The following is a 22,736-nucleotide window of genomic DNA, read 5'->3' on the forward strand; positions in this document are numbered from 1 at the left end:
TTATGCTTGTGTCTCTTTTAATTCCATCTTCAATTTCTCTTGAAACCTCACAAATGTTTCATTTGAAAATCGAACAGCTGCACTTGGATATTTGTACTGAAAAAAACCGTCGTCAAATTGTATCTTTGTTTTGTCGTACCAATATTGAAATGCTACTTCATTTGAGTACTCTTCCAAATCAACCTTTAATTCCTCAATAAGCTTCCATTCTGTCCTTGCATCATCTTCTGTAAAGCGCCCTTCTCTGCGATCATATAGCAAATTCTTTTTGATATAAGTAATGGTTCCTTCAATATCAACCACATCTTCTTTTGCAATTTTGCAAAGTATCTGATCCGGTCTTCGGCTAATTAAGTATTCTTCTATACTTTTGTTTCTTCCTAATGAAAACCAATGAGCAAAGTTACCGAAGTCTGTAACAGCTGTAAAAACTCCGGATTGATCGTATAAAAATACCCCCCATCCTTCTCCATCTACTGACGGAACTGTATAACGATATGCTGCTGTTTGTGTCATTCTCATTTCTCCTTTTTTGTATGTAAATAAAGACTTTGTACAGTTATTTTGTTCTCCAATTTTTGTAGGATAAAGCTCCTTGATAATACGTAAAATCAACTCTGGGCAAAAGAATCCCCAGTTCCCTTCCGTCTTGATGAATACCAAACCAAACACCTTCATTTTCCCATGTATCCCGTCCTAATCGAATTTCTTTAAATCTACTTACATACGGGTACAAAAATCCCTCTAAATAGGATTCATACGTATTATGAAACATTGGAAAATATACAGATACATCGGACATAGGGTCTTTATATTTTTCCTTATAATATTCGTAAAACTTCTCTCCCTCTATATCTAAAAAGAATTGAAATTCGATGCTTTCTTTCCCTTCTGGTGGAAATAATACATATATATCTTTAAACACTATCTTCCTCCTACCTCTTTTTAAATGATATATATTGATTTAACAATTATAATTCCATAGATATGTTTCAAACCTCATGCAACCTTCAAATGCTTTAATCCCATTTCAAGCGCACCCGTTCCACCAAATCCCGGATTAAATAATAGTGGGACATCATACTTCTTTGCGAACTCTTTTGCTACATCAATTGATACATGGCCACATGCACCTTTTTGAATGACAATAACATCGCATTTTTTTATGACACTTCGAAATGTTTTCTTTACGCCTCCGTGATTTTTCCCATCATGGAAAATAACCTGGCAGTCTCTTTTTTTGGCCAACTTCTCTAACGTTCTTCCATTTGATCCACCTAAAACTAGAATTGTACTCATTCCCACTCATTCTCCTTATCTTTCTTCTTTATATATGTACTTGGTGATGTTAATAACACAAGTGTACAAGCAACAATATTCATCAAAACAAAACAAACTATTATTAAAATAATGAAAATCGGTGACAACAAGATGAGAATAAAGCCACTTACTACCAAACAGATAAAAATAAAGCCATTACTCATGTCTTCGTAACCATCTAATCCTCGTACAATATTCAAACTATGCATCCATGCTGTGATGCTATCCCAATTTTCTATTAACAGATAGCCACCACCCAACAAAAAAGCCCATCCAAGCAACGTTCCTAATAATCCGGAATTTCGTCCTATATAATATCCCGAAACAAAATTCGCAGCTGTTCCAATTAACATTCTCATTTGTATTCCTCCATATCCATCTCATTTTAGCGTTATATACAAATTTCGTTTAACTATGATTTTATTATATCAGAAAATTATGAATATTCAATAAATAATTTTAGGTACTCTTTATTTTTTTATAAAAGGGTTGTGTTTTTCTCCACAACCCTCACTTTCTTCTTAATCCACGGGTACTTCTTCTTCTCCATGTGGAATTTGTTCAATTGGTGTTACAATTTGTGCATACTGATTTACTTGCATTTTAAATTGTCGTGGTTCCAAGAAATTTACTTGCTGTATTAAAACCTCAATATGAAATGTATCTACTTTTTTTCCACGGTCAATTTTGGTAATTCGCGCATTGTAAAACTGATCCCCATTTAAGAAATATCGTTGTACAGCTTCTGCAGCCAGCATACGTTCATTACTTGTCATTTTCATTGGCTCAATACCAAATCCAGCCTTTGTAAATAAATACGGTACATCATAACTACCATTAGAAATCTTTCGTAGTAAATCCTCAACTGTTTTTGTTTTCGCAATATATTCTTCTTCTTTTGTCTCAAACCCCTTTGGTTTGTCTCCTAATATCTCGATTTCATCTTGATTTACTTGTTCTTCCTCTTGCGATTGTGGTTTCAGCATATAATCATGAATGGTATTATAGGCGGCAACAGCTACCACTAGTACGATAATCCCTAATATGGCCAAGTACTTACGAGGCATATTGGATAAAATGTTGATTATTTTCTTCATCTACTCGCATCCTTTATCAGTCTATTACATTACGGATTTGCGACATATGTTGCCCTCTTGCCGTATAGTTTAGACCTGTAATTTGTACACCCTTATTATCACCAATATGAATCATTTTCTGATTCCCTAAATAAATAGATACATGGTTAGGATTTTCATAGAAAATTAAATCTCCTGGTTGTGCCCGACCGATATCTGGCACCTGTTTTCCTTGTCCAATTTGAGCACCTGTCCAATCTCCTAGCTGGACACCTATACTGGTTTTAAACACATATTGTGTGAATCCAGAACAATCGGCACTACCTGCAGCTGGATTTCTAGCACCGGATACATAGCTCACTTTCCCTTGTCCAACCCATTTTTTTGCTTCTTCCAATACCTTTTGTCGTTTAGCATTTGCCATTGTAGGAGCACCACCAGATGATAGACCTGGATCATCATTTTTCTTAAAGAATTTCATTGGATCGGTTGGTTGGTCATTAATACGAATTTGGAAATCTAAATGGACAGCATATCCATTCATATTAAGTAAACCTGTTTTTTTACTATAATTAGAACCGCCCATCTCCCCGATTATTTGCCCTTTTGTTACCATGGTTCCTGGTGCGACTAATATTTTACTTAAGTGTAAGTAACGAGATACAATACCATTTCCATGGTCTACATAAACACCTAGACCACCACCATTTACATTTCCTGTTTGGGCTGTTACAATACCTACTTCCATTGACCATACAGGGTCTCCAGCTTTTCCGGTGGTCATGGCCCCAATATCTACAGCATTATGTTGTATTCCCTTACGAACTGCATCAAACGTATCTGTAATACGACCTGATTTCGTTGGCCATTTCCAACCTTTATCAGAAATCCATTCGCCAGATGCATCTGCCACACACCCTAAATCTTTGTAATATTTCAAAACTTTGGAAACGTAGGTGTAATCGCCGTAGCACGCGTTAACCTTTGTCCTGAAGTTATTCGGATCGGAGCAACCAGCTGGGTTTAAATGATTCTTACTTCTTGAGAACTCAATGGCTGTTTCTTCTGAATAACCACCCTTTGCTAATGCATAGCTAATGAATCCTGACCCGAAGTTATAAGATTGCAAGGCTAGGGCTATATCTCCATTCGACTGCCCTAAAACATCTTTAAATTCTTGTACGCCTGCTTCAATAGAAATATTTGGATCTTTAATACACCCTACACGTGCATTCCCTTTTACACCTATACAAGATGGGCTCATGTCTCCATAATGCCCCTCTGAAGCCTGCATCGGGTCATTTCCTGCTCCACCTGATTCCTGCATCATTTGGGCAGCCAAAATACCAACATATTGAGCAACACCATGTTTTTCTGCCATTTCTTTAATTTTAGGAAGGTACCCTGTAACTTTTGCATTAAGGTTAACAGGCTCTCCGCCAGGACTCACATTACCTACACACATACCACCAATAAATCCACCAGTAGTAGGAGCAAGATGTCCATACATACCTTCTAACATCCCGGCTTCTAATATCTCACGCGCACGCTCTTTTTGACTTTTACTAAACTTTGCGAGTTCCATAGCTTTCTCTAGCCCATGGGAAGATGTTGTCACTTTTTTGCTTCCACTCGCATTAATCTCATCTATTTTTTTCTTAAAATCTGTATCTCCTAATATCTTTTTTACATCTGGTCCAGAGTAACTTTCAGATTTTGTTTTTTGCATCTCTTTTTTCTTTTTTTCACAAGGACCATTCGGTCCCGCCTCGCATACCTCTTTTTCCGTATATTCTTCATATTGGATATCCAAGAAATATGATATAGCATCATGCGGATCTTTACCAGTTAAATCATTATCATATCGCGCCATGTCAAAGGCGACAACCTCTTTCCAATCCACATTCAGAGCCATTGAGACTTCCATATATTTTTTTACTTGTTCCTCTGTCTTACCTTCATCATCGGTAAAAGGTACAAAAGAGACTAAAATCACACACACAGCAATAATTACTCCCATAATCAAAGCGGCAGGTACTCCAACCGCTGCCACAACAGCACCCACAATTTTTAATATACCTGCTTTTAGCATTTTGGCAGCAGCTTTTGCTGCCGCCCTTCCTGCTTTTCCTGCCAATTTTGCCATCTTCCCGCGCGCTTGCATCCCTTTTTTCTTAATAAAGTGGGAAGCTACATCTTTTAAAGGATTACTTTTTTTCTGTTCATTTGGATCGTTAGGATTTTGACTCATAGACTTATCACACCATATTTTCCATTTTGAGAATTTCTTCCTCTTCGCTGTGCCAAGCGAGGGTTTGGCGCAAATGGAATCAGATTTTGTGGGTCATGTTCTGATAAATTTAAATGCGTCTCTGTACGGACTACTTCGTCCTGTGTTTGTGTTACTAAGATTTCTTCTCTTGGCTTAATACTACTGTCTTTCACTTCACAAGCTCTTTCTATCCTTTGGTTTGCTTGTAAGCGCGTATCTCCTTTTCCAAACGGCGAAATACGTGACACTGTACCGTCTGTTGTTGTCGCAACCATATAACTACGATCTCTTTCTACCACCATTTGTACATTTTTATAACCACCTTGGTCTAAATCAGACATATAGAAGTGACCATTGTCTACCTTGTGATTGACCGTAAGTGGTGGTTCATTAAATACCGGTTTCTGTTGTAACGGTCTTTGATTTTGGTTTCCTACTAATTGATTTGGATTTACATTGATCGAGCGATTGATATTGATTTTGCCACCACTTGAATCTTGTATATAAGCCGGAGATGCTTTCGCACCATTACGATACTGCGTTAATTGTCCATCTGAAATATTTAAGTCCTGATATACGACTTGTCCAGATCGTATACTGCTATCTCCACTACCATAACGAGATACAACTTGCGTCATACCACTAGCGTCTTTTGCTTCAATCCAAGATTTATTATTTGTCGTCACAAGACGTACTGCACCTTTTACAACCGATTGCTCGCCTGTATGATCTGTTGTTGTCGGTACCATCTGTTGAATTTCCTGAATCTCTTTTGCTTCTGTACGAACTGCACTGTTATAAGGATTATGTTTACTTACCATACGTGCAGTTGCTTGATAAGCACCTGCACCACCAATCACACCTGCAGCGTAACTTAATCCTTTTGTCACATTGTAATGACGTTCTGCTGCATTCCCACCTAATGATGTATTAACAGCAGCAGTAGTCCCACTTATCACTCTTTGTATTGCATTCCCTCCGGATTGTTGTACAGCACTCGCAGCACTAAAGTATGCATTTGATACTGTATCAATGCGATCCGCAAGCATAAGGTGTTTCGCACCTTCCATTACACTCATGCCAAGTTTTGTACTTTGCTGCGTCATACGTCCCACTGCTGAAGTTGGGATAGACATTTTACCAGCGCTTTGTGCAATATTTGTTACACTTGTTGATGCATCTGCATAAGAGCGTTCAATTTCCGCAACAGAAAGATCTCCTGCACGTGCGATACTCGCTTGCGTTTGTGTCGCCGCATATACAGCTTTATTGATTGCTCCACCTGTTGCAACGCCATGTGAACGAACACCTTGAATCGCACTAGTAATTCCAGAACCTACTTGTTGACTCACCGTTCCAAGACTTGCATGGCTTTGTAATCCTTTCGTTAATTTCGAAGCAAAGGCATCTTTATTAATATACGATTGATTATGTAGACTCTTACCACTCGTATCTTTCGCCTGTACGGGCATCGCTCCCGCCTGTACTGCCGCTTGTTGTGCGACTGCTTTAAATTCATTTCCTTTTTCATTCAGGTGCGACTGCCAAGCTTGCTCTTTTTGTGGTTGAGACATAGTTGGAGACAAGTTTTTCATAAAGCTTGCCTGTTGTTCTGCTGCATAGCCTTGTTTAAAGGATTCTGTAGAAGCTTGTACCAGGTTCCCAACATTACTTACTTGTTTTGCTTGCTGGCTTCCTGTTCCACTTGTCAAACCGTGCGTTTTCACGCCGTTGATTGCCTGCTGAATGCCTGCCACACTAGATACACCCATAACATTTAAGCCAGGATTTTTTTGTAACTGTTGTGATAAATGAGCAGCGAAAGCTTTTTTATTCGCATAGTTTGTACCGTCTTTTTGTTGTACAATACCAGCTGATTCCGCCGCTTGTTGCGCATGATTTTGAAATCCTTGTACTTTTTGATCTAAATGCTTATTCCATGCTGCTTCTTTTTCTTGTTGCGGCATATCTGCAGGGAATTGTTTCATGAATCCAGCCTTATGGTCTGCACTATACGCTTTCTTAAATGCAGCAGTAGAAGCACCGACAAGAGCACCGACTTGTCCCATATTTTGATGGCCACTTTCTAACGTTTCTCCTTTTACATCCTCGACTGCTTTTCCGACTTTTCCTAATGCAAGTCGAGAAGCAAACGCATCTTTATTCACATAGGACTTATCAAACAGGTCATTTCCTTGCTTATCCTTCGCATCAACTGGCATAGCTCCCGCTTTTGTTGCCGCCTGTTCTGCGTGGTTTCTAAACCCTTGTACTTTTGTGTTCAGATGGTCGTTCCAATGTTTCTCTTTCTCTTCCGCTGACATGTTTTCTGGTAATTGACTCATGAATGTATCTTTATGGACTACCTCATACCCCTTTTGGAATGCATTCGTTGCAGCGTTTACTAAATCTCTAGCATTTCCATATGGTGTAGCGGTTTTCTTCATATTTTGTAAATCTTGTTTCCGCTGATTTGAGAAACGAGACTTTTGATCACTATTTGTTTTCGCTACTTTTTTAGCAATCTCTGCATCGGACGCACCAGGGAATGCTTGTTTCAAACGACTTGCAACTGCAGAATCCGGATTATCTGCTTTCCAATTTTCAAAGTCTTTTGTAGCTAAATCCTGTGCGATATCTTCATCGGTTAGTTCCGGATACGATTCGCCATTTAGATTTGAATACGTGTCCGCACCTTTCTTTACACTGGAACCAATATGTTTTCCTAAAGCTACAGCTCCTTCGCCGACTGCAGCAACACTTCTACCAGCCACTGCACCAGGAGCACTACCTAATGCAATTCCAACTTGAGATCCTGCTACCATCGCTCCTGGTCCAAGACCGGCTCCCGCTGCCATACCTGCAAGTCCTGTTGCGGCTTTACCAATTGAACTTCCAATTTGACCTGCTTTTAACATACGAGCTGCACGAGATGTTGTACCAACATCTGCCCCTAAATTCGCTCCTAATGCATTTTTCGGGTTATCTGCATCTTCTTTTGTCTTTTCTTTATCTCCTTTTTCATCAGGTTTTGCTTTTGAATTACGGTAGTCATCACGAACACCTTTAACCAATCCAGCTACACTTGCTAAAGCACCCATACCCATCATCGTACCTGCTCTATGAATACCACTTGATGCATTGGTACTAAGGCCAATAAAGCTTTTCACAATCTCACCTATTGGGATAAACATAGCAAGTAAAATTAATTTGATTAACGGACTATTTGCTGCTCCAATTAAAGAAATAATGAGCCATAAGGTAATCGCATGAATTGCTTGTATGAACACTGCTCCTATAAATTCACGTATCCAATATAATGTCTGTTGTTTCTTTTGTGGAAATAGCCACATACCCACCATTAAAGGACCAATTAACATTAAAACGTATAGTGACACCGCTCGCATTAAATAGTAAAAGTTTGCCCAGACGATGAGACCAGCTTCTATAAACAAACCAAATATAATAAACATATAGTCATTTTCATGACCTTTCAAACCCAGTTCAGTAATGGTAAGTCCAGCCCCACCAAATCCAGGTTGTAGAAATTTGGTACCCTTATCTGGATCAAAAATCCCCCCAGTTGCTACATTAACAGCGTCTCTAAACTCTATTATTATCCAAGAATTGATTTCAAATATGAGTGTATAGAAGTAATCGAGGTGCCAAAGAAAAATTGAAATGATCATCAAATCCTTCGCATACTCTATTAATGCTGTTCTATTATTTGGATTAATAGCTGTTGCCGAATATTTTGCCGCCGTAATAACTACACTGACAAGGACACAAAAAGCAACAAGCTTGAACATGACAGGCATGCCTGTGTCTAATACTTTGGTTAGAGAATTACCTGAAAATAAGAAATCTAAGTTTGTCCCCTTTCCTTCTGTTCCCTCTCCTCCAAACACTAAAACTGGCAGCGGATCCAAAGTTGCATACACCGGACTAAGAAAAGCCTTTACTATAGCAATAATTAAGCCTCCGACCCACTCTACTATTTTCTCAAGCATAATTTCACCTTCCTTTTTAAGAGTACGCTATTATCCTGCGTACCCTTGTACTTTCTTCATATTGTTTAGAAGCTCTTGAAGTACCGCTTCATTCGATTCAATAAACATCATTTCTTTATCTGATGGATCTGTTTGAATCCAAACCGAACTATCTCCTACGCGGAAAATCCCTTCTCCTTTTCCTGGATTGTTGAGAATAATATCAAGCTCCCCAGCAGTTAAGTTAAAGTTCTCTTGAATTTTTTTCTTATCAATCTTATTTTGCTCTAAGAAGAAATAGGAGAAAGTAGATTGCAAGATACCACGAGCTTTTACATTTTCTAAAATACGAACGAAGTCCTGACTCGCCCAACACATACCAGCATTTCTTTTACGTGAACGACGTGCTACTTTTTCCAAGAAGTTAACCGTTTGTTCATAGTCGATAAACTGCCACATCTCATCCACATATAATACTTTTCGCTTGATAGCGTGTTCTGGACTCTTAATCCAATGCTCCCAAATATAGTTCAAGATAACGTGGAAAGCGATTGGTTTTAAGAATCCTTCTTCTAAATGACTAATATTAAAATTAACAACACGAGATTCATTTAACTGTGTTTCTACACCACGGCCAAAATGACTTTGTCCATCAAATAATGGTTTTGAACCATCGCGTAAGAATGGACGAATCGCAGCAATTAACTCTTCTGCTTTCACATCGTCTCCATGATGTTCTACTATGACATCGTAGATTTCTTTTAACTCTGGTTCTGGCTTTCTCACTTGAGATTGAATTAATTGTCCATCCACCTTCTTCACTTCATCCACATATAAAGATGAAGGGTGTGAGGTAATACCATGTTTATCAAACACTTCACGAATTGCATCTTCTAGCATTGTACGCTGGAATACATTTAATCCTGGTTGATCAAAGTCTTGTCCGCGAATAATAATGTCAAAGAATCCAAGTATTTCATTGATTTTCTCTAAAATCGGTACAAATCTTACATACTTCACGCCATCACGCTCTACAAGTTCTTTCTTATCATATTGTTCAAGTGCTTCTAGCTCTTCATCTTTATCCGTAATCTGAAGTTCTGTTACAGCGATTGCACAAGGGTTGATAATGATATTACTTTCAGGAGAAATGTTTAGGTTAATACCACCTAAACGTTTTGTAATTTTTACAAACTCTCCCTCTGGATCGATAATCATTGCATGTGTATCTGCAAGTGATGTTTCACGAGCGAGCTTCATTTTTAAAAGTAAACTTTTCCCAGAACCTGAAATTCCTGTCACACCAATGTTATAGTTTGGTGGACGATAATCTGCATTCCCGAATGAATTTAAAAATTCTACTTGGCCAGTAATTTTGTTCTTTCCTATTGGTATACCACCGTTAAATCTTCCGGATCCTGATACAAAGGGTGCAAATGTACATAGAGCACGTCTATCGATATTTCGATAAGTATCTTGCAGCGTATTTGGTGCTCCTAGTGGCATAGTAGCTTTCAAACCGCTTTTCACACGGTTCCAAGTACTCGCTATCTTAAAGTGAGATGCTTGCATTTCATCTTCAATATACTCACATAAAACGTCCAATTCTTTCTTTGATTCGGCATACGCAACACCCATGGTACTCACCATATAAGAATCGTTTTCATTGAACTGGATTTCATCCATTAAATTGTTTGTATCTTGAATTTTTGCATCTAAGTCTTTTTCTTGGTCAATGTTTCCTCGTGTACGTTGGAAAGAAAGATTGGAACGTAACATCGTCAGCTGCATATCTAATGATCGCATTGCTTTAGCTTTTGGTTCTTTATGAATATCGATCATGACATCCACTTCTCCAGCCGAAGTTAACATGTTGAGCCAATTGGTTTGCATCATACGCGGGTACCCATCTCGTGGAATATAAAACGGACGGAAGAACGTATTGCTTCCTAAAGATTGTTTAATAACTCCATAATCTTCTGCGTCAATTTTCATTCCTTCTGGAGCAATAACATCAAACACTGTTGTTTGATTGTCTAATTGCGTCGGTACTTCTTCTTCCAACTCTTCCTCCTCTAGATCCAATTCATCCTGCTCTTCTGCTTCTATTTTTTTCTTTTCCTTTTTCTTTTTTCCGAACAACTTCATGTTTACGCCACCCCGTTATTTGATTTTTCTGCTTTTTCTTCTGCTAGCACTTTCTTCATTAACTCTAGTTTTCTTTCATTTGTTTCCCCTGTTGAATAGAGCGAGAAATTCTCGTTTTCAATTAAGTCCTGGAAACGAGCTTTTACGGCTTTCCGACGGTTAAATGCTACATATAAAAGTTCTATTAATTTATCTTTCGTTAACATTTCTACATTAATTTTTGCTTTCGATAGTAGATTTCGAGATGCATTATAACGACGATATAGTTCGTTAAATGCCTTATCTACAATCTTTTCTTCTAACTCGTCCTCTGTATCAGCCGTAATCGTACTAATATCAACCTTGTATGGATAAATTAAATAACGTTTTTGTTCATATCGAGGTTGCGAACGTTGCCAGTACTCTAAGTTATCAATAACTTCTTGACCATATAGAACCGTCTCTGGTGTAAGGTCCTTCGCACCTTTCATCGTTTCTGTCATTTTTCGTACAGGATCTGTTAAATCTACAAACTTACTTTGAATATATACTTTCGTATTAAACTCTAATGTGGTTAACCATGATTCAATTTTGATATCAATCGCTTCTTGTTCCATATTGGAAAGTAAATAATAGTTAACTGGATGTGCTTCCGCAATCAGGACAAATGTGTCATCATGATACCGAATCATATGATTATCAATTTCTTTAATGTCTTCTACAAAAGTACGAAAGAAGTCAACATTATCCTCATCAATTTCCGATTCAGCAGGTTTATTTTTTTTATTTTTCTTTCCAGCTTTTTCAGTAGTGTGTTTCTCTACTCCACCTTGCTTTTTTCCTTTTTTCTTAGAACCAAACAGCGGTTTTCCATTCATTTTCCGATAAAAGAAAAATCCTACAATGGCTATTGCCGCAAAATATATCATTTCTAACATTTACAAATTCTCCTTTGCCCATGTAGTTGGCTCGTACCCTTTTCTCCACTTACCTTTTTCGGAGCGGCTACGCATTTTAATAAGTAAATACTTATCTAGGTACATGTGTTGTTTTTCTTTATATATAAACGCAAACGTTATAACACCTATTACCGTTGGTAATGCTAAAATTAAGCAAATAAAAAATGCTACTACTGCATCAATAGGTGCGAATAGTCGCCATAAAAATGGTACATATAAATAAAGGGATGCTCCGCCACCCAATAGATAAATCAATTGGCGCTTGCTCAGCACACCTAGTAGTGTTTTTTGTTCCGAAGTCATATCAACAGGAACGGTTACTTTTCTCATTCTTTTTCCTCCCTTGTATAAGAGAAGCTCTCCCCAAATCGAGGAGAGCTTGTACAAACTCTTATGTTAGATTGTCGTAACCCAAGCAGCGATATCGTACGCTTTAATCATCACAAAGCCTCCAATTGCTGCGCAAGCTAAACCAATCATAGCTTGTGTACGGTTTTCAGGATTCTTCCCTTGTGCACCAGATAGTTTAATAGCTGCAAATACAACGCAAGCTGCCACCCAAATTCCCCCAAAACCAATTAAGGTTTTCACCAAAGTGTTCATGCTTTTTTGGACGGTTTCAGCATTTGCACCACTGCCACTACCACCAAGACCCTTCGTAAAGCTACTTTTTGCCAGTAAGAAATCCCCTACTGATGTTGTCATAAGTTTTGCAGACAACCAATTCAACATAATTCCTGCACCTCCGGGTGTTTTTGCTCGCTAAACGCAAAAAAACCCCAATACACGCACACGTCCCCTAAGGACATGGCGCATATTGAGGTCTTCTCTTATATGCGAACTGATTAAATTTATATTTTATTGTAAAATCTTATTACGTGTATATTATAGCAATACGATTTTAAAAATACAACCCCTTATTTACACCTTTATTACTTTTTATCCTCCTTATTAGGATCGTACCATACCATTTGAATTTGAAAAATATCACTGTCCTTAAGACCTAAAACATTCTTAAACAGACTATAATTAGAGGTTGAAAGTATGGTCTATTATGTATACAACAATACAAGAACTTGTGTTCGATTTTATATTAGGGAACATAGCCCACAACGTGAGGCGTAGAAAGGTCGAGAGACCGATCGTACAAAGGAGTTAAGAGGTGAAGAACTATGCGTGTACAAGAGGTGATCCTAGAGAATGGAAAGAGATACATATTAGTAGATTCAGATGGGGTTCCTGTGATTCCTGTGGTGAAGTACCTCAAGTATTTGGATGTTACAGGGAAAAGCAGCAACACACGGAAGACTTATTGTTATGTACTCAAACAGTATTTCTTGTACTTACAGGAAACAGAGAAAGATTACAAGCATATAAGATTAGAGGACTTGGTGGAGTTTGTGGGATGGCTTCGGAATCCGTATGAGAGCACCAAGATAATGTCCCTTCGGCCTGTGCAGACATTGACTTTCGAACATATAATGATTCCGTCTAACTTTTTCATCTTTAACATATTCAAAATCTCTATTTCTTTATCCGCGCTATTATCCGTTTGGCAGAGCATCATATTGTAATTATGTTTTACAGCCTCTCTTGAAATACCTTCTATAACTGCACTGTAATATTGATTATTTACAAATGGAAGAAGCACTCCAATAACATTTGTTTTTCCTCGTACTAAATGAATCGCATTCAAATTTTGCGTGTAATTTAACTTTTCGATAATTGCTAATATCTCTTTTCGTTTTTGTTCATTTACATACGGATAATTATTTAAAACACGAGAAACAGTAGAAACCGAGATCCCCGCCAGTTCTGCGATTTTTTAATATTTGTCATCATACACTCTCCCTTCCCACTACATATTAGCGCTTACAAAAAAAATTATAAATGCCCCTTGACCTGGTAAGCATTTCACATCATACCATGTTATGGAAGACTAAATAAGAAAGGATGTATGTTTTATATGATTTTGTAAGTAGAGCACATATTTTTCATAGGTGGATTACCAGGAAAATAATAATAATTATCGAAGGGAGAGATTTACTTGTTATTCTCTGAGAGATGTGAGTTACACGTAATTTCCGAAAATGATTATAAAAACATTAAAAAATTATATGAAAACGAGCTAGTAAGAAAATACTTAGGAGGTATTATCGACGAAGAAGCATATAAAATTAGATTTTATGATATATTAAATTCAAAAAATAGCTCCCTCCACTGGACAGTATTTTTAAAAGATAGTAAAGAATTTATAGGTTTTGTTTTCCTTGATACGTATCATGATGGGATTAATACAGAGATTGGGTATCAATTTTTACCTGAGTTTTGGGGTCAAGGCTATGCAAAAGAAGTGATTATGAAAGTATTAAACCATGGATTTAGTGCATTAAACTTAACCACTATTGTCGCTGAAACTCAGTCACTTAACATGGAATCTTGTGGACTATTAAAAAGAGTTGGAATGAAATTCGAGGGGACATTGGAACGATTCGGTAACCAACAGTCTAAATTTAGTATTTCAATTTCTAGTGGAAAGTAAGCCCGAAATATAAAAAAAGGGCCACCTTTTCGGTACATACGATGAATGGCCATCTATCCTAATTTTTTTCGGATAGATGGCTAGTTTGCATATGTGGCTTGGATTTTTTTCGACCAAGGCATGTAATTATTTAAAATCACTGGCTGCTGGTGAATCGGTAAATTTGGCAATTCTGTTATTAACGTCACTAGGTATTGATAGAAATCGATAACGGTAAAAAACGCCCCTTATAGGGGTCACCATACATGCCCATCAGCTTAAGAAAACAGATTCACCCCAAAACGAAAAAATAAGCTTAATTCTCAAATATAACTGTCGAGAGGTAAAATTTTTGTTTTGGTGGTGCTTCAAAATATTAGCTTGATAGCGATGGGACTGACCCACTAATACTATATTTTAATAATGACTCTTTTCATGAAACAAAACTCAGTTATTAGTCTAAACCATTTTTTAGATTTAACAATAACAAGTGTGCTTCTTTACCTTTCAGATAGTCTCTATTATTCTAATTTCTTTATTTCTTTCAGTCGTTCTATATCCTTTTCTGAAGCATTTTCTATTTTATACAGTTCATAGCTACCCTTTATCTCATCTATCACTATAAATTCAACTTCATTCCGAACATAGCTTTTGGTTTTCCCCTTTTTATAACCAATAACATTATCTAATATAGTTTTTCCACTATCTTTTTTATATAAATTATAACTAACAGGTGGACGGCCAATTACATACTTATTATCAGAAAACCCGACTATATCATCCCTCCCTAATCCTGTCGAAACACTCAAGACAAAAATAATCTGAAATATAGAATAAACAACCATACCGCATAAGAAAAAAAATAGGATTGATTTAAAAAATAACTTTAAAAGTATCTTGCCCAAAAAACATTCCCTCCCATTTCATCTCGGGATAGCAAGAACAAAACGTGAATTTTGTGCGCTAAGGAACCGAAATTTTTATATTGTTGAACTCAATCCCCCATCACTCCCATAAGAAAAAGAGTTACCGAAGTAACCCTATTTTTTATAATACACGTCATTGGGAGAAGCTATGGATGAATAAAGTCAATCTATGAAATTTCCCACAATCTTTTAACTTCCACCAATTCCTGTCCATTGAATTCCATCCTATATATATCTGGTTTTGATGTCTGTAGTAAAAAATTCAAGTCATACTTACTGTCATAGTACCCCATCATCAAAGTCATTATAGCTCCATGAGTGCCTAATACTACTTTCTGTCCTCGATAGGTGTTTAATAATTCTTTTAAGACTTTTATAGCACGTTTCTGACAGTCGACATTAGACTCTCCTCCCATTAAAGCAAAGTCGGGGTCTAAGAATGACTTTTTTATCAAAGGGAATAATTCTTTATCCGAAATTCGTTCCTCTTCAGCAATAAAAATTCTCTCTTTTAAGTCCTCAAATACTAAAACTTCTTGTCCTATTTGCTTCGCTAACTGCTGAACAGTTAGAATTGAACGATTGTATGGACTTGAGATAACAACATCGATTCCCTCACCTTGTAATGCATCTGTTATTCGTTGAACATCTAATTTTCCTTTTTCAGTTAATCCTCTTGTTTTTTCTTTTCCAAACTTTGGTGAATCCCCGTGTCTTACCATATATATGAAAGTTTTCATAATTACCTCCATTTATTTTAGTTTTCTTTATTCCGTATATAGCTTATATTAATAAAATGGACTTTCCCAATGACCATAACTAATAATTACTATAAATCTTTCTGCATGCGATATCTTAAATACATTAATTTACAATTCCGTGAACGTAAATGTATTAAAACAAAAGAACACGTAGAATGGAGAGCTAAAAAAGACGAATTCTGTACTAGCTCTTTTTTTCATTTTCTAATTAATAATTCGTTTGCATATTCACGAGCCCAATGATCGGCATCTAAAACTGTTTCCAAATCTGGATTTGCAATACTATGATGAGCTTCAAGAGTAGAATAAATTGTCTTTTCAATATCAAAAAATGAAATTTTATTTTGTAAATATAGCGCATTTGCAATTTCGTTCGCTGCATTTAAAACAGCAGGTGTTGTACCACCAATTTTTCCAGATTCGTAAGCATAATATAGGCAAGGGAATTTTTTAAAATTTGGTTTTTCAAAATGTAAGCTAGCTATCTCTAATAGGTTTAATTTTTTATAGTCCGATTGTAATCTAGTTGGATAATGAAATGCATATTGAATCGGTATTCTCATGTCAGGGGCACCGAGCTGTGCCATGATAGAGCCATCTATAAATTCAACTAAAGAATGAATAATACTTTCTTTATGAATTAAAACATCAATTTTCTCATAGGGGATATCAAATAACCAACGTGCTTCCATGATTTCAAAGCCTTTGTTCATCAATGTAGCAGAATCAATAGTTAGTTTTGCTCCCATTAACCAGTTGGGATGTTTTAAGGCATCTTTAGCTTGTAAGATTTCCATTTCTTCGCGCGTTTTATCTCGAAATGCACCGCCTGAAGCAGTAATAATAAGCCTCTGGATTTCTTGAGTATTTTCCCCATTTAAACATTGAAAAATGGCAGAGTGCTCACTGTCTACTGGGATTAAGCAGCAGCCGTTCCGTTTCGCTAAATCTGTCACAATATGCCCTGCCGCAACTAATGTTTCTTTGTTCGCAATTGCTATATCTTTGTTCGCTTTTAATGCTTCAATTGTTGGAAGGAGACCAGAGACACCGACAACTGAAGATAATACAAGATTAGAATCAGGGTGAGTTGCAACTTCAATTAATCCATCTGTTCCATATGTGACTTTTGTGTCCGTAGAAATTCGCTTCCGAAGTGCATCTGCTAATTCTTTTGTGCTTACGCTTACAATTCGAGGGTGAAATGTATGTATTTATTGTTCGAGAAGGTCAATATTGTGATTTGCTGTTAAACCAATAATTTTAAAATGTTCCGGATGAGAAGTGACTACATCTAATGCAGACGTACCAATTGAGCCAGTTGAACCAAGAATCGAAATATGTTTTACCATGATAATTCCTCCAAAGTTGTATAATCCCTCTTTCCACACCCATCCTACGATTCTATAGAAAGAATAGTGTATATTTCATTTTAAGCATTATATTATATTGAGATTTTATTCAATCTTTCCTGTGATTGACTATTAGTTCTAACAAACAGGCCCTTATATAGGAAAAATGCCCCTATTATTACGATCATACCAATATAAACAGACATCATCGTAGGAATTAAGAATGCACCGACGATAATAGTCATTCTTGCGATTAGGTCCGCCCCAATATCTGATAGACCCGCAAAGGCTGAATATGATCCTCTCTTGTCAGCCGGAATCATATTAGCTTGTTCTGCATTTCTAATTGGTGAGTAGACAAGTTCACCAACAGTAGCAATAAAGTTAAAAACAATCAGTATGTACCAAGTGTTTGAAGATGTTACTGCCACATAGCCTATCCCATAGAGCACAAGACCTAAAAGTAAAGCTTTTTTTCCACTTAGATGATCTGTAAATTTATTTACAATAAAAGTTAAACATACTACTAGAAGCATATTTTGTATGTTAAGAATACTTAGCATCCTCACCCCTACTATTTCAAAGTTCCCAATGCTTATTGGATTGAATGTTTCTGCAAGCCGTACACCAATATAACTGTTTAAAGAAAACTCTGCCGCAAATATGCAAGTAGACCCTATTACAACTCTTAAAAACGCTCTATCTTGAATAGCAATTTTATAATTTTGAATTAGATCAAGTACTATATTTCCCTTCCTTTTTTCTAAGCACCCTTTAACTTCTGCAACTAGCCAAATTTTATAAGCAATCGGTACTGTAGCAGAAACACACGTCAGTAGTATAAACAACTCTTGTTGATGATTAATGTATAAACAACCACCCAATGCTGCACCAATTGCCATAGAAAGATTCATAAGCCAATAGTCAATTGTATAGACAGCCTTTCGATTTTCCAGTGTAGTTGAGTCTATGATGATAGCTTGCATGGATGGGCGCCCAAGACTGCTAGTTATTATAAAACCTACATAAGCGATTGCAAATAACCAAATCACCTTATCTGTCGGATATAAGCTTAGAGTCATGAATAAAAACATCAAAGTACTAGAAAAAGAAGTTAACAATAAGATTTTCTTTCGTTGAAATCGATCTGAAATGTAACCTCCAATTAAATTTGAAAAAAAACTTAAAATAACCGTTAAGATTAAAAATAGCCCGGCCCATACTTTATTTATTTCTTGAGCAAAAAATAATGCCATGAAAGGCATTACTGCTGATGTAACAGCACGATTAAAAAATGATGTAATTAAGCGTACTTTTATATTTTGCTCAAATTCTTTCCAATTCATCGTATCTCCTCCCCTTGTCTAATGTTATATTAAACTAGACTTATCAAATTAAAAATGGACACCTTCAGAAAAACATGTCCACTTATAAAAGGAGATAGGAAAATGGATAAAATTTTACTAAATCTATGGCAATCATTTTCTTCAGGAAATATAAAAATAAAAGATCTAGCAGATTTTTTAAATTTAAGTACAAAGCAAACAGTACGTTACTTACATAAATGGATGGATGAAGGTTGGCTGACTTTCATTTCTGGAAAAGGTAGAGGAAATCCCTCCTCTCTCCAATGGTTGAAAAATATAGAACAAATCTATGAGTCACAAGTAATGGAAATTATGGATCAACAGCCTGTTGAAAAAAGTAGTAAATATTTACTATATAATTGGTCTCCAAACAGTAAACTACGCTTGATGACTAAGTTTCATTCAAAATTTGGCTATATACATAATTCAGATGATAAATTAATTATCCCTAGAAGAAAGCCCTTTTTAACAACACATCCGCTCGAGGCTGCCGATGTACATAGTGCACATATTGTCGCGAATGTTTTCAATCGACTTGTTTATATGAATGAAAAGGGGAACATATTCCCTGAAATAGCCCACAGTTGGGATTTAACTCAATCTACGCTTAGATTATATTTAAAAAAGTCTATAAAATTTCATGATGGATCCATCTTAACAGCGTCTGATGTGAAACTATGTCTCTCAAAATTACGCAATCATAAATACTATAAAGACTTATGGGCGCCCATAGAAAAAATAGAAGTTGTATCACCATTAATTATTGATATACATTACCCAAAGGGATGTAGTTATTGTTTACAAATGTTATGCATGATAAATACAAGTATTTATAAAGAAAATAACGGTCAAATCATAGGAACCGGTGGTTTTTATATAGGAGAGAATAATCTGGAGAAAACATCATTGATAGCATTTCATAATTATTTTCAAGAAAGACCTTTGCTGGATACAGTAGAATTCATTCAGGTCCCCCTAGAATTTGATACTATTTATCAATCTTCCAAACACCATAAATGTAATTCTACCTTTCAAGTAGAAAGGAATTCAGGTTTCGGTGTTATAATTATGAATGCTTGGCGTAATTCTTCAATTCAACACATAGATGTTCGTAATTACTTACATTCTATTATCGCTAACAATATGAATCATATTCATGAATATGATTCTCAAAAAATCCCAAATATTAAAAGCTGTTTGAAAGACATAGATCATCAAGTCAATATTCCAAAAATAAAACGTCCCGAATTTAAAGAACCACTTATTATAAAAGCTACTCAGTATACAGAAGCGACAACAAAATGGTTAATGAATATCTTAGAAAAAGAAAATATACCTTTTCAAGTTAAATGGGTTCCATTTGAAAACTATCTTAGGGATGAAAAACTTAATGAACAGGTTGATCTCTTTATTCATGGTGAAGTATTCGAGATAAATCAAGAGATATCATTTTATTATTTTTTAACAGCTAGATATTCACCATTGGCTAAGGTTTTAAAAACAAATAAATCACTAAGAAAACACCTTTCTAAATACAAACATACACATTTTGAGGAGTGGGCTTCATTAAATAAAAATCTTGAAAAAGAACTAATAGAATCCTCTATTATGATTCCCTTATACCATGACACACGTCAAATTCCTTTTTCATCAGATTTAACGAATATTAAGATGAAATATTTTGGATATGTGGATTTTTCTCAACTTTGGATAAGACCTTTAATTTAAAATTCACAAGAAACCTAATTCACTTATAATAATTATCACCCTATTTAATTTCCCTGATGCCAAAGGTAAAGTTTTTAGGAGTACGGATACATCGCTATCAGGTCAATTAAACTGGTATCTTAGAGTCATCAACTTAAACAACAAATAACACCATCTCCATTTTTCAATATTTTGAAGGAATCACAAAACAAAATTATTATCTCTCCACAGTTAACTATGAGAAGTTAGCTCGTTTTTTCGTTTTGGGGAACCATCGATTTCAAAGCTTGATGACGATGTGGCGAGACTTCTTAATATAACATCAATTTCTCAGTAGTCGTATCTAGAAACCTAAAAAATTCCATTTAGAAGATCTAAAGGGACTTTTCACTCATATAATCCTATTTATGGTTAAACAAATAAGATTGAATAAATTTAATTTTTCTTGTTTTATCTAATAAATTGTTTAGGCATTTCTTTAACGTGCCTATCATCATCACGCCAATCATAGGTTTCTTTCTGTGAAATATCTAAAGTTTGATCTCCAATTCTAACAATATTCTTATTTACCCATTGGATATATGGATCCGTATCTGGATAGTTCCAATATATATTTTTCTCTGAATCTGTATCAAGGTTAACTAATTCACCATAGCGTATTGAATTTTTGATCACACATCGTTTTTTCTGAATGGTACAATGTAGAAAAAGGAGACTTATTCATAGGTGACTTAATTGGCGATATATTGGCAGGACTCCTTATGTCCATTCCTTCAAAAAAAGAAAAACTGACTCATAAAAACTTTAAACTATTGGAAAAAGAAGCATGGTTTAAAGAAATTGAACAAAGATACGGTAGATTAATGGTATTTAACCATTCCATTAGGGAATTTATTGAAAAAGAGAATCTTGAGACAATCTTAAAGGATGTTGAAAAGACTAATAAATTTCGTTATGAATTAGAGGAAATCCTAAAGCAAGAAAAAATATAATTGTAATCACAAAATGGGCATCAATCAAAAATAAAAAAACAGGTAATTGTTTGTAATCACAACTACCTGTTTTATACCATTTATATTTACTCTTTATTTTTTAGAATTTCATTAACCTCTTCCACACTTAATTCAGTGGCTTCCGCTATCTTCTCTATAGGTACACCTACTTTAATTAAATTGTGAATCATCTCTATCTTAGTTGCTATTCTAGCTTCTTTTGCTGCCTTTTCTTCTGCCGTCTCTATTTCTGATATTCTATCTTTTATTGCCTTCTCTCTCGCTTCATATAAGCGTAAAAAGTCCTTATCACTACTTAAACGCTCCCAATCCTCTATTGCCTTTTTCAAAACTGGATCTTTTTCCATCGCGATTCCCTCCAGGATTGTAGTTAATTTCTCATCTTCATATGCAGGAAATAATAATAGCCAACGTGCTAATATATCCTCCCATGGATCCATTCGATCTTCTTGCCATTCTCGAATTACTTTTGGAATCTCAAGAAAGTGCAATTGCATATTCTCTGAAATTATGTGCTCCGATTTTTTGTTCATGACTACACCGACATTATGAAAGTCCTCTTCTCCTGGAAACAGAATGAAATCCACTATATTAATACAAATAGTTGGTCTTAATTCTGTATACTTCATTCCCTGAGTCATTTGAGAATAATACATGCCAGCCCAGTAGAACAAAGATCGCTCGATCATGTCTTTTTTGTCGCGAACCTGTATCTCTATATTTAATTTTATACCACTATTAAGGGTCACTCGCAAATCTAAAATAGACAATTTATCATCCTTTTGTTCCCTTGAAAGATGTGGATCATCTAAATGCAAAGAAATAATTTCCTCATCTAAAGAAGATTGTAATACCGCATTAAGAAAACCAATGAGTATATCCTCGTTTCCTTCTATTCCAAACAAGCGCTTGAAAGCAAAATCAACTCGTAAATTTACTAGACCTTTTTTCATAGATGTATTCATATTCTCTTCTACCTTTCTTTTAGTTAATTTAAATCCTCTGTGGCAATTGGATATAAGAAAAAGATAGAATTAAAAACTCTATCTTTTTCTATCTACCTATTTATGAAAATACCAACCTACTTTATTGTTTAATTACAACAAACCCTTGTACTAATATGCTTTTAGACCATTATATTTAAGGCCCTTAAGAGAAAATAATTACAAGAAAGTTGTACACTAATGTATTTCCTTTAGGAATGCATACTATCTTAATTATCACAAGAAAGTTATGGACTATCCTACTAAAATAAATTATTTAAAATTTATACACTCCCACTTGATACTTGAGCATAAATAAAGAGTGTGTTCTGAAAAGGAACAAAACACACTCTTTATATTTTT

Annotated in this window: 18 protein-coding genes and 4 pseudogenes; 4 read left to right on the forward strand and 18 right to left on the reverse strand. The window is 35.6% G+C overall.

Annotated elements, in window-relative coordinates; all coding sequences use genetic code 11:
- The 11 genes from ACTJJY_RS24475 to ACTJJY_RS24525 form a co-directional block, all read right to left on the reverse strand.
- Positions 1–516, reverse strand: a complete 516-nt coding sequence (locus ACTJJY_RS24475; protein ID WP_440606781.1) for a hypothetical protein — start codon at positions 514–516, stop codon at positions 1–3.
- A 43-nt stretch (positions 517–559) separates the two neighbouring features.
- The gene (locus ACTJJY_RS24480; protein WP_440606782.1) at positions 560–925 is read right to left on the reverse strand and encodes a hypothetical protein; all 366 of its coding nucleotides are present in this window, start codon (positions 923–925) and stop codon (positions 560–562) included.
- 74 nt (positions 926–999) lie between these two features.
- Entirely contained in the window at positions 1,000–1,299 is a 300-nt protein-coding gene (locus ACTJJY_RS24485; RefSeq protein ID WP_440606783.1) for a DUF2325 domain-containing protein, read from the reverse strand.
- Positions 1,296–1,679, reverse strand: a complete 384-nt coding sequence (locus ACTJJY_RS24490) for a hypothetical protein (RefSeq protein ID WP_102957154.1) — start codon at positions 1,677–1,679, stop codon at positions 1,296–1,298. Before ACTJJY_RS24490 ends, ACTJJY_RS24485 begins: the two co-directional genes overlap by 4 nt.
- A gap of 162 nt (positions 1,680–1,841) precedes the next feature.
- Positions 1,842–2,417, reverse strand: a complete 576-nt coding sequence (locus ACTJJY_RS24495; protein WP_440606784.1) for a hypothetical protein — start codon at positions 2,415–2,417, stop codon at positions 1,842–1,844.
- Positions 2,418–2,433: 16 nt separating this feature from the next.
- Entirely contained in the window at positions 2,434–4,647 is a 2,214-nt protein-coding gene (locus tag ACTJJY_RS24500; RefSeq protein WP_440606785.1) for a lysozyme family protein, read from the reverse strand.
- Entirely contained in the window at positions 4,644–8,678 is a 4,035-nt protein-coding gene (locus tag ACTJJY_RS24505) for a hypothetical protein (protein WP_440606786.1), read from the reverse strand. The genes ACTJJY_RS24500 and ACTJJY_RS24505 overlap by 4 nt, the downstream gene beginning before the upstream one ends.
- 30 nt (positions 8,679–8,708) lie before the next feature.
- On the reverse strand, positions 8,709–10,805 hold the full coding sequence (locus ACTJJY_RS24510) for a VirB4 family type IV secretion system protein (RefSeq protein WP_440606787.1): 2,097 nt from the start codon (positions 10,803–10,805) through the stop codon (positions 8,709–8,711).
- 2 nt (positions 10,806–10,807) lie between these two features.
- The gene (locus ACTJJY_RS24515) at positions 10,808–11,722 is read right to left on the reverse strand and encodes a hypothetical protein (RefSeq protein ID WP_440606788.1); all 915 of its coding nucleotides are present in this window, start codon (positions 11,720–11,722) and stop codon (positions 10,808–10,810) included.
- On the reverse strand, positions 11,723–12,073 hold the full coding sequence (locus ACTJJY_RS24520) for a PrgI family protein (protein WP_001233532.1): 351 nt from the start codon (positions 12,071–12,073) through the stop codon (positions 11,723–11,725).
- Positions 12,074–12,139: 66 nt separating this feature from the next.
- Positions 12,140–12,475, reverse strand: coding sequence for a hypothetical protein (locus ACTJJY_RS24525; RefSeq protein WP_000935869.1), 336 nt, complete (start codon positions 12,473–12,475; stop codon positions 12,140–12,142).
- A 440-nt stretch (positions 12,476–12,915) separates the two neighbouring features.
- Here ACTJJY_RS24525 and ACTJJY_RS24530 point away from each other — a divergent pair.
- Positions 12,916–13,180: pseudogene (locus ACTJJY_RS24530) on the forward strand (site-specific integrase); the annotation flags it as partial.
- 25 nt (positions 13,181–13,205) lie between these two features.
- On the opposite strand, the pseudogene ACTJJY_RS24535 reads toward ACTJJY_RS24530, so the two are convergent.
- Positions 13,206–13,582: pseudogene (locus ACTJJY_RS24535) on the reverse strand (LacI family DNA-binding transcriptional regulator); the annotation flags it as partial.
- 208 nt (positions 13,583–13,790) lie between these two features.
- Here ACTJJY_RS24535 and ACTJJY_RS24540 point away from each other — a divergent pair.
- Positions 13,791–14,285, forward strand: coding sequence for a GNAT family N-acetyltransferase (locus ACTJJY_RS24540; protein ID WP_000899000.1), 495 nt, complete (start codon positions 13,791–13,793; stop codon positions 14,283–14,285).
- A 500-nt stretch (positions 14,286–14,785) separates the two neighbouring features.
- Here the strand turns inward: ACTJJY_RS24540 and ACTJJY_RS24545 are convergent, their stop codons facing one another.
- The 4 genes and pseudogenes from ACTJJY_RS24545 to ACTJJY_RS24560 form a co-directional block, all read right to left on the reverse strand.
- Entirely contained in the window at positions 14,786–15,169 is a 384-nt protein-coding gene (locus ACTJJY_RS24545) for a hypothetical protein (protein ID WP_440606789.1), read from the reverse strand.
- A gap of 188 nt (positions 15,170–15,357) precedes the next feature.
- Complete coding sequence (locus tag ACTJJY_RS24550; protein WP_000846736.1) at positions 15,358–15,930, reverse strand: histidine phosphatase family protein; 573 nt, start codon at positions 15,928–15,930, stop codon at positions 15,358–15,360.
- A gap of 218 nt (positions 15,931–16,148) precedes the next feature.
- A pseudogene (locus ACTJJY_RS24555) lies at positions 16,149–17,303 on the reverse strand (1-deoxy-D-xylulose-5-phosphate reductoisomerase).
- 92 nt (positions 17,304–17,395) lie between these two features.
- On the reverse strand, positions 17,396–18,649 hold the full coding sequence (locus tag ACTJJY_RS24560; RefSeq protein ID WP_440606790.1) for an MDR family MFS transporter: 1,254 nt from the start codon (positions 18,647–18,649) through the stop codon (positions 17,396–17,398).
- Between the two features lie 102 nt (positions 18,650–18,751).
- Here ACTJJY_RS24560 and ACTJJY_RS24565 point away from each other — a divergent pair, with 102 nt between their 5' ends.
- A complete protein-coding gene (locus tag ACTJJY_RS24565) occupies positions 18,752–20,398 on the forward strand; it encodes an ABC transporter substrate-binding protein (RefSeq protein WP_440606791.1) in 1,647 nt (548 codons plus the stop codon).
- 429 nt (positions 20,399–20,827) lie between these two features.
- Here ACTJJY_RS24565 and ACTJJY_RS24570 read toward each other — a convergent pair.
- Positions 20,828–21,028, reverse strand: a pseudogene (locus ACTJJY_RS24570) (DUF5412 family protein); the annotation flags it as partial.
- A gap of 71 nt (positions 21,029–21,099) precedes the next feature.
- Between ACTJJY_RS24570 and ACTJJY_RS24575 the strand changes: the two are divergent.
- Complete coding sequence (locus ACTJJY_RS24575) at positions 21,100–21,369, forward strand: hypothetical protein (RefSeq protein WP_440606807.1); 270 nt, start codon at positions 21,100–21,102, stop codon at positions 21,367–21,369.
- A gap of 86 nt (positions 21,370–21,455) precedes the next feature.
- On the opposite strand, the gene ACTJJY_RS24580 is transcribed toward ACTJJY_RS24575, so the two are convergent.
- Complete coding sequence (locus tag ACTJJY_RS24580) at positions 21,456–22,355, reverse strand: Rpn family recombination-promoting nuclease/putative transposase (protein WP_440606792.1); 900 nt, start codon at positions 22,353–22,355, stop codon at positions 21,456–21,458.
- Between the last annotated feature and the right edge of the window lie 381 nt (positions 22,356–22,736).

This window comes from Bacillus sp. 22475, assembly GCF_052044835.1.
Taxonomy (GTDB): Bacteria; Bacillota; Bacilli; order Bacillales; family Bacillaceae_G; genus Bacillus_A; species Bacillus_A cereus.

Bases quoted from the DNA above. Each gene is read 5' to 3' on its own strand.
- ACTJJY_RS24495 (WP_440606784.1), bottom strand. From the start codon at position 2,417: ATGAAGAAAATAATCAACATTTTATCCAATATGCCTCGTAAGTACTTG.
- ACTJJY_RS24525 (WP_000935869.1), bottom strand. From the start codon at position 12,475: ATGTTGAATTGGTTGTCTGCAAAACTTATGACAACATCAGTAGGGGAT.
- ACTJJY_RS24515 (WP_440606788.1), bottom strand. From the start codon at position 11,722: ATGTTAGAAATGATATATTTTGCGGCAATAGCCATTGTAGGATTTTTC.
- ACTJJY_RS24505 (WP_440606786.1), bottom strand. From the start codon at position 8,678: ATGCTTGAGAAAATAGTAGAGTGGGTCGGAGGCTTAATTATTGCTATA.
- ACTJJY_RS24475 (WP_440606781.1), bottom strand. From the start codon at position 516: ATGACACAAACAGCAGCATATCGTTATACAGTTCCGTCAGTAGATGGA.
- ACTJJY_RS24565 (WP_440606791.1), top strand. From the start codon at position 18,752: ATGGATAAAATTTTACTAAATCTATGGCAATCATTTTCTTCAGGAAAT.
- ACTJJY_RS24550 (WP_000846736.1), bottom strand. From the start codon at position 15,930: ATGAAAACTTTCATATATATGGTAAGACACGGGGATTCACCAAAGTTT.
- ACTJJY_RS24490 (WP_102957154.1), bottom strand. From the start codon at position 1,679: ATGAGAATGTTAATTGGAACAGCTGCGAATTTTGTTTCGGGATATTAT.
- ACTJJY_RS24560 (WP_440606790.1), bottom strand. From the start codon at position 18,649: ATGAATTGGAAAGAATTTGAGCAAAATATAAAAGTACGCTTAATTACA.
- ACTJJY_RS24500 (WP_440606785.1), bottom strand. From the start codon at position 4,647: ATGAGTCAAAATCCTAACGATCCAAATGAACAGAAAAAAAGTAATCCT.
- ACTJJY_RS24580 (WP_440606792.1), bottom strand. From the start codon at position 22,355: ATGAATACATCTATGAAAAAAGGTCTAGTAAATTTACGAGTTGATTTT.
- ACTJJY_RS24510 (WP_440606787.1), bottom strand. From the start codon at position 10,805: ATGAAGTTGTTCGGAAAAAAGAAAAAGGAAAAGAAAAAAATAGAAGCA.
- ACTJJY_RS24520 (WP_001233532.1), bottom strand. From the start codon at position 12,073: ATGAGAAAAGTAACCGTTCCTGTTGATATGACTTCGGAACAAAAAACA.
- ACTJJY_RS24485 (WP_440606783.1), bottom strand. From the start codon at position 1,299: ATGAGTACAATTCTAGTTTTAGGTGGATCAAATGGAAGAACGTTAGAG.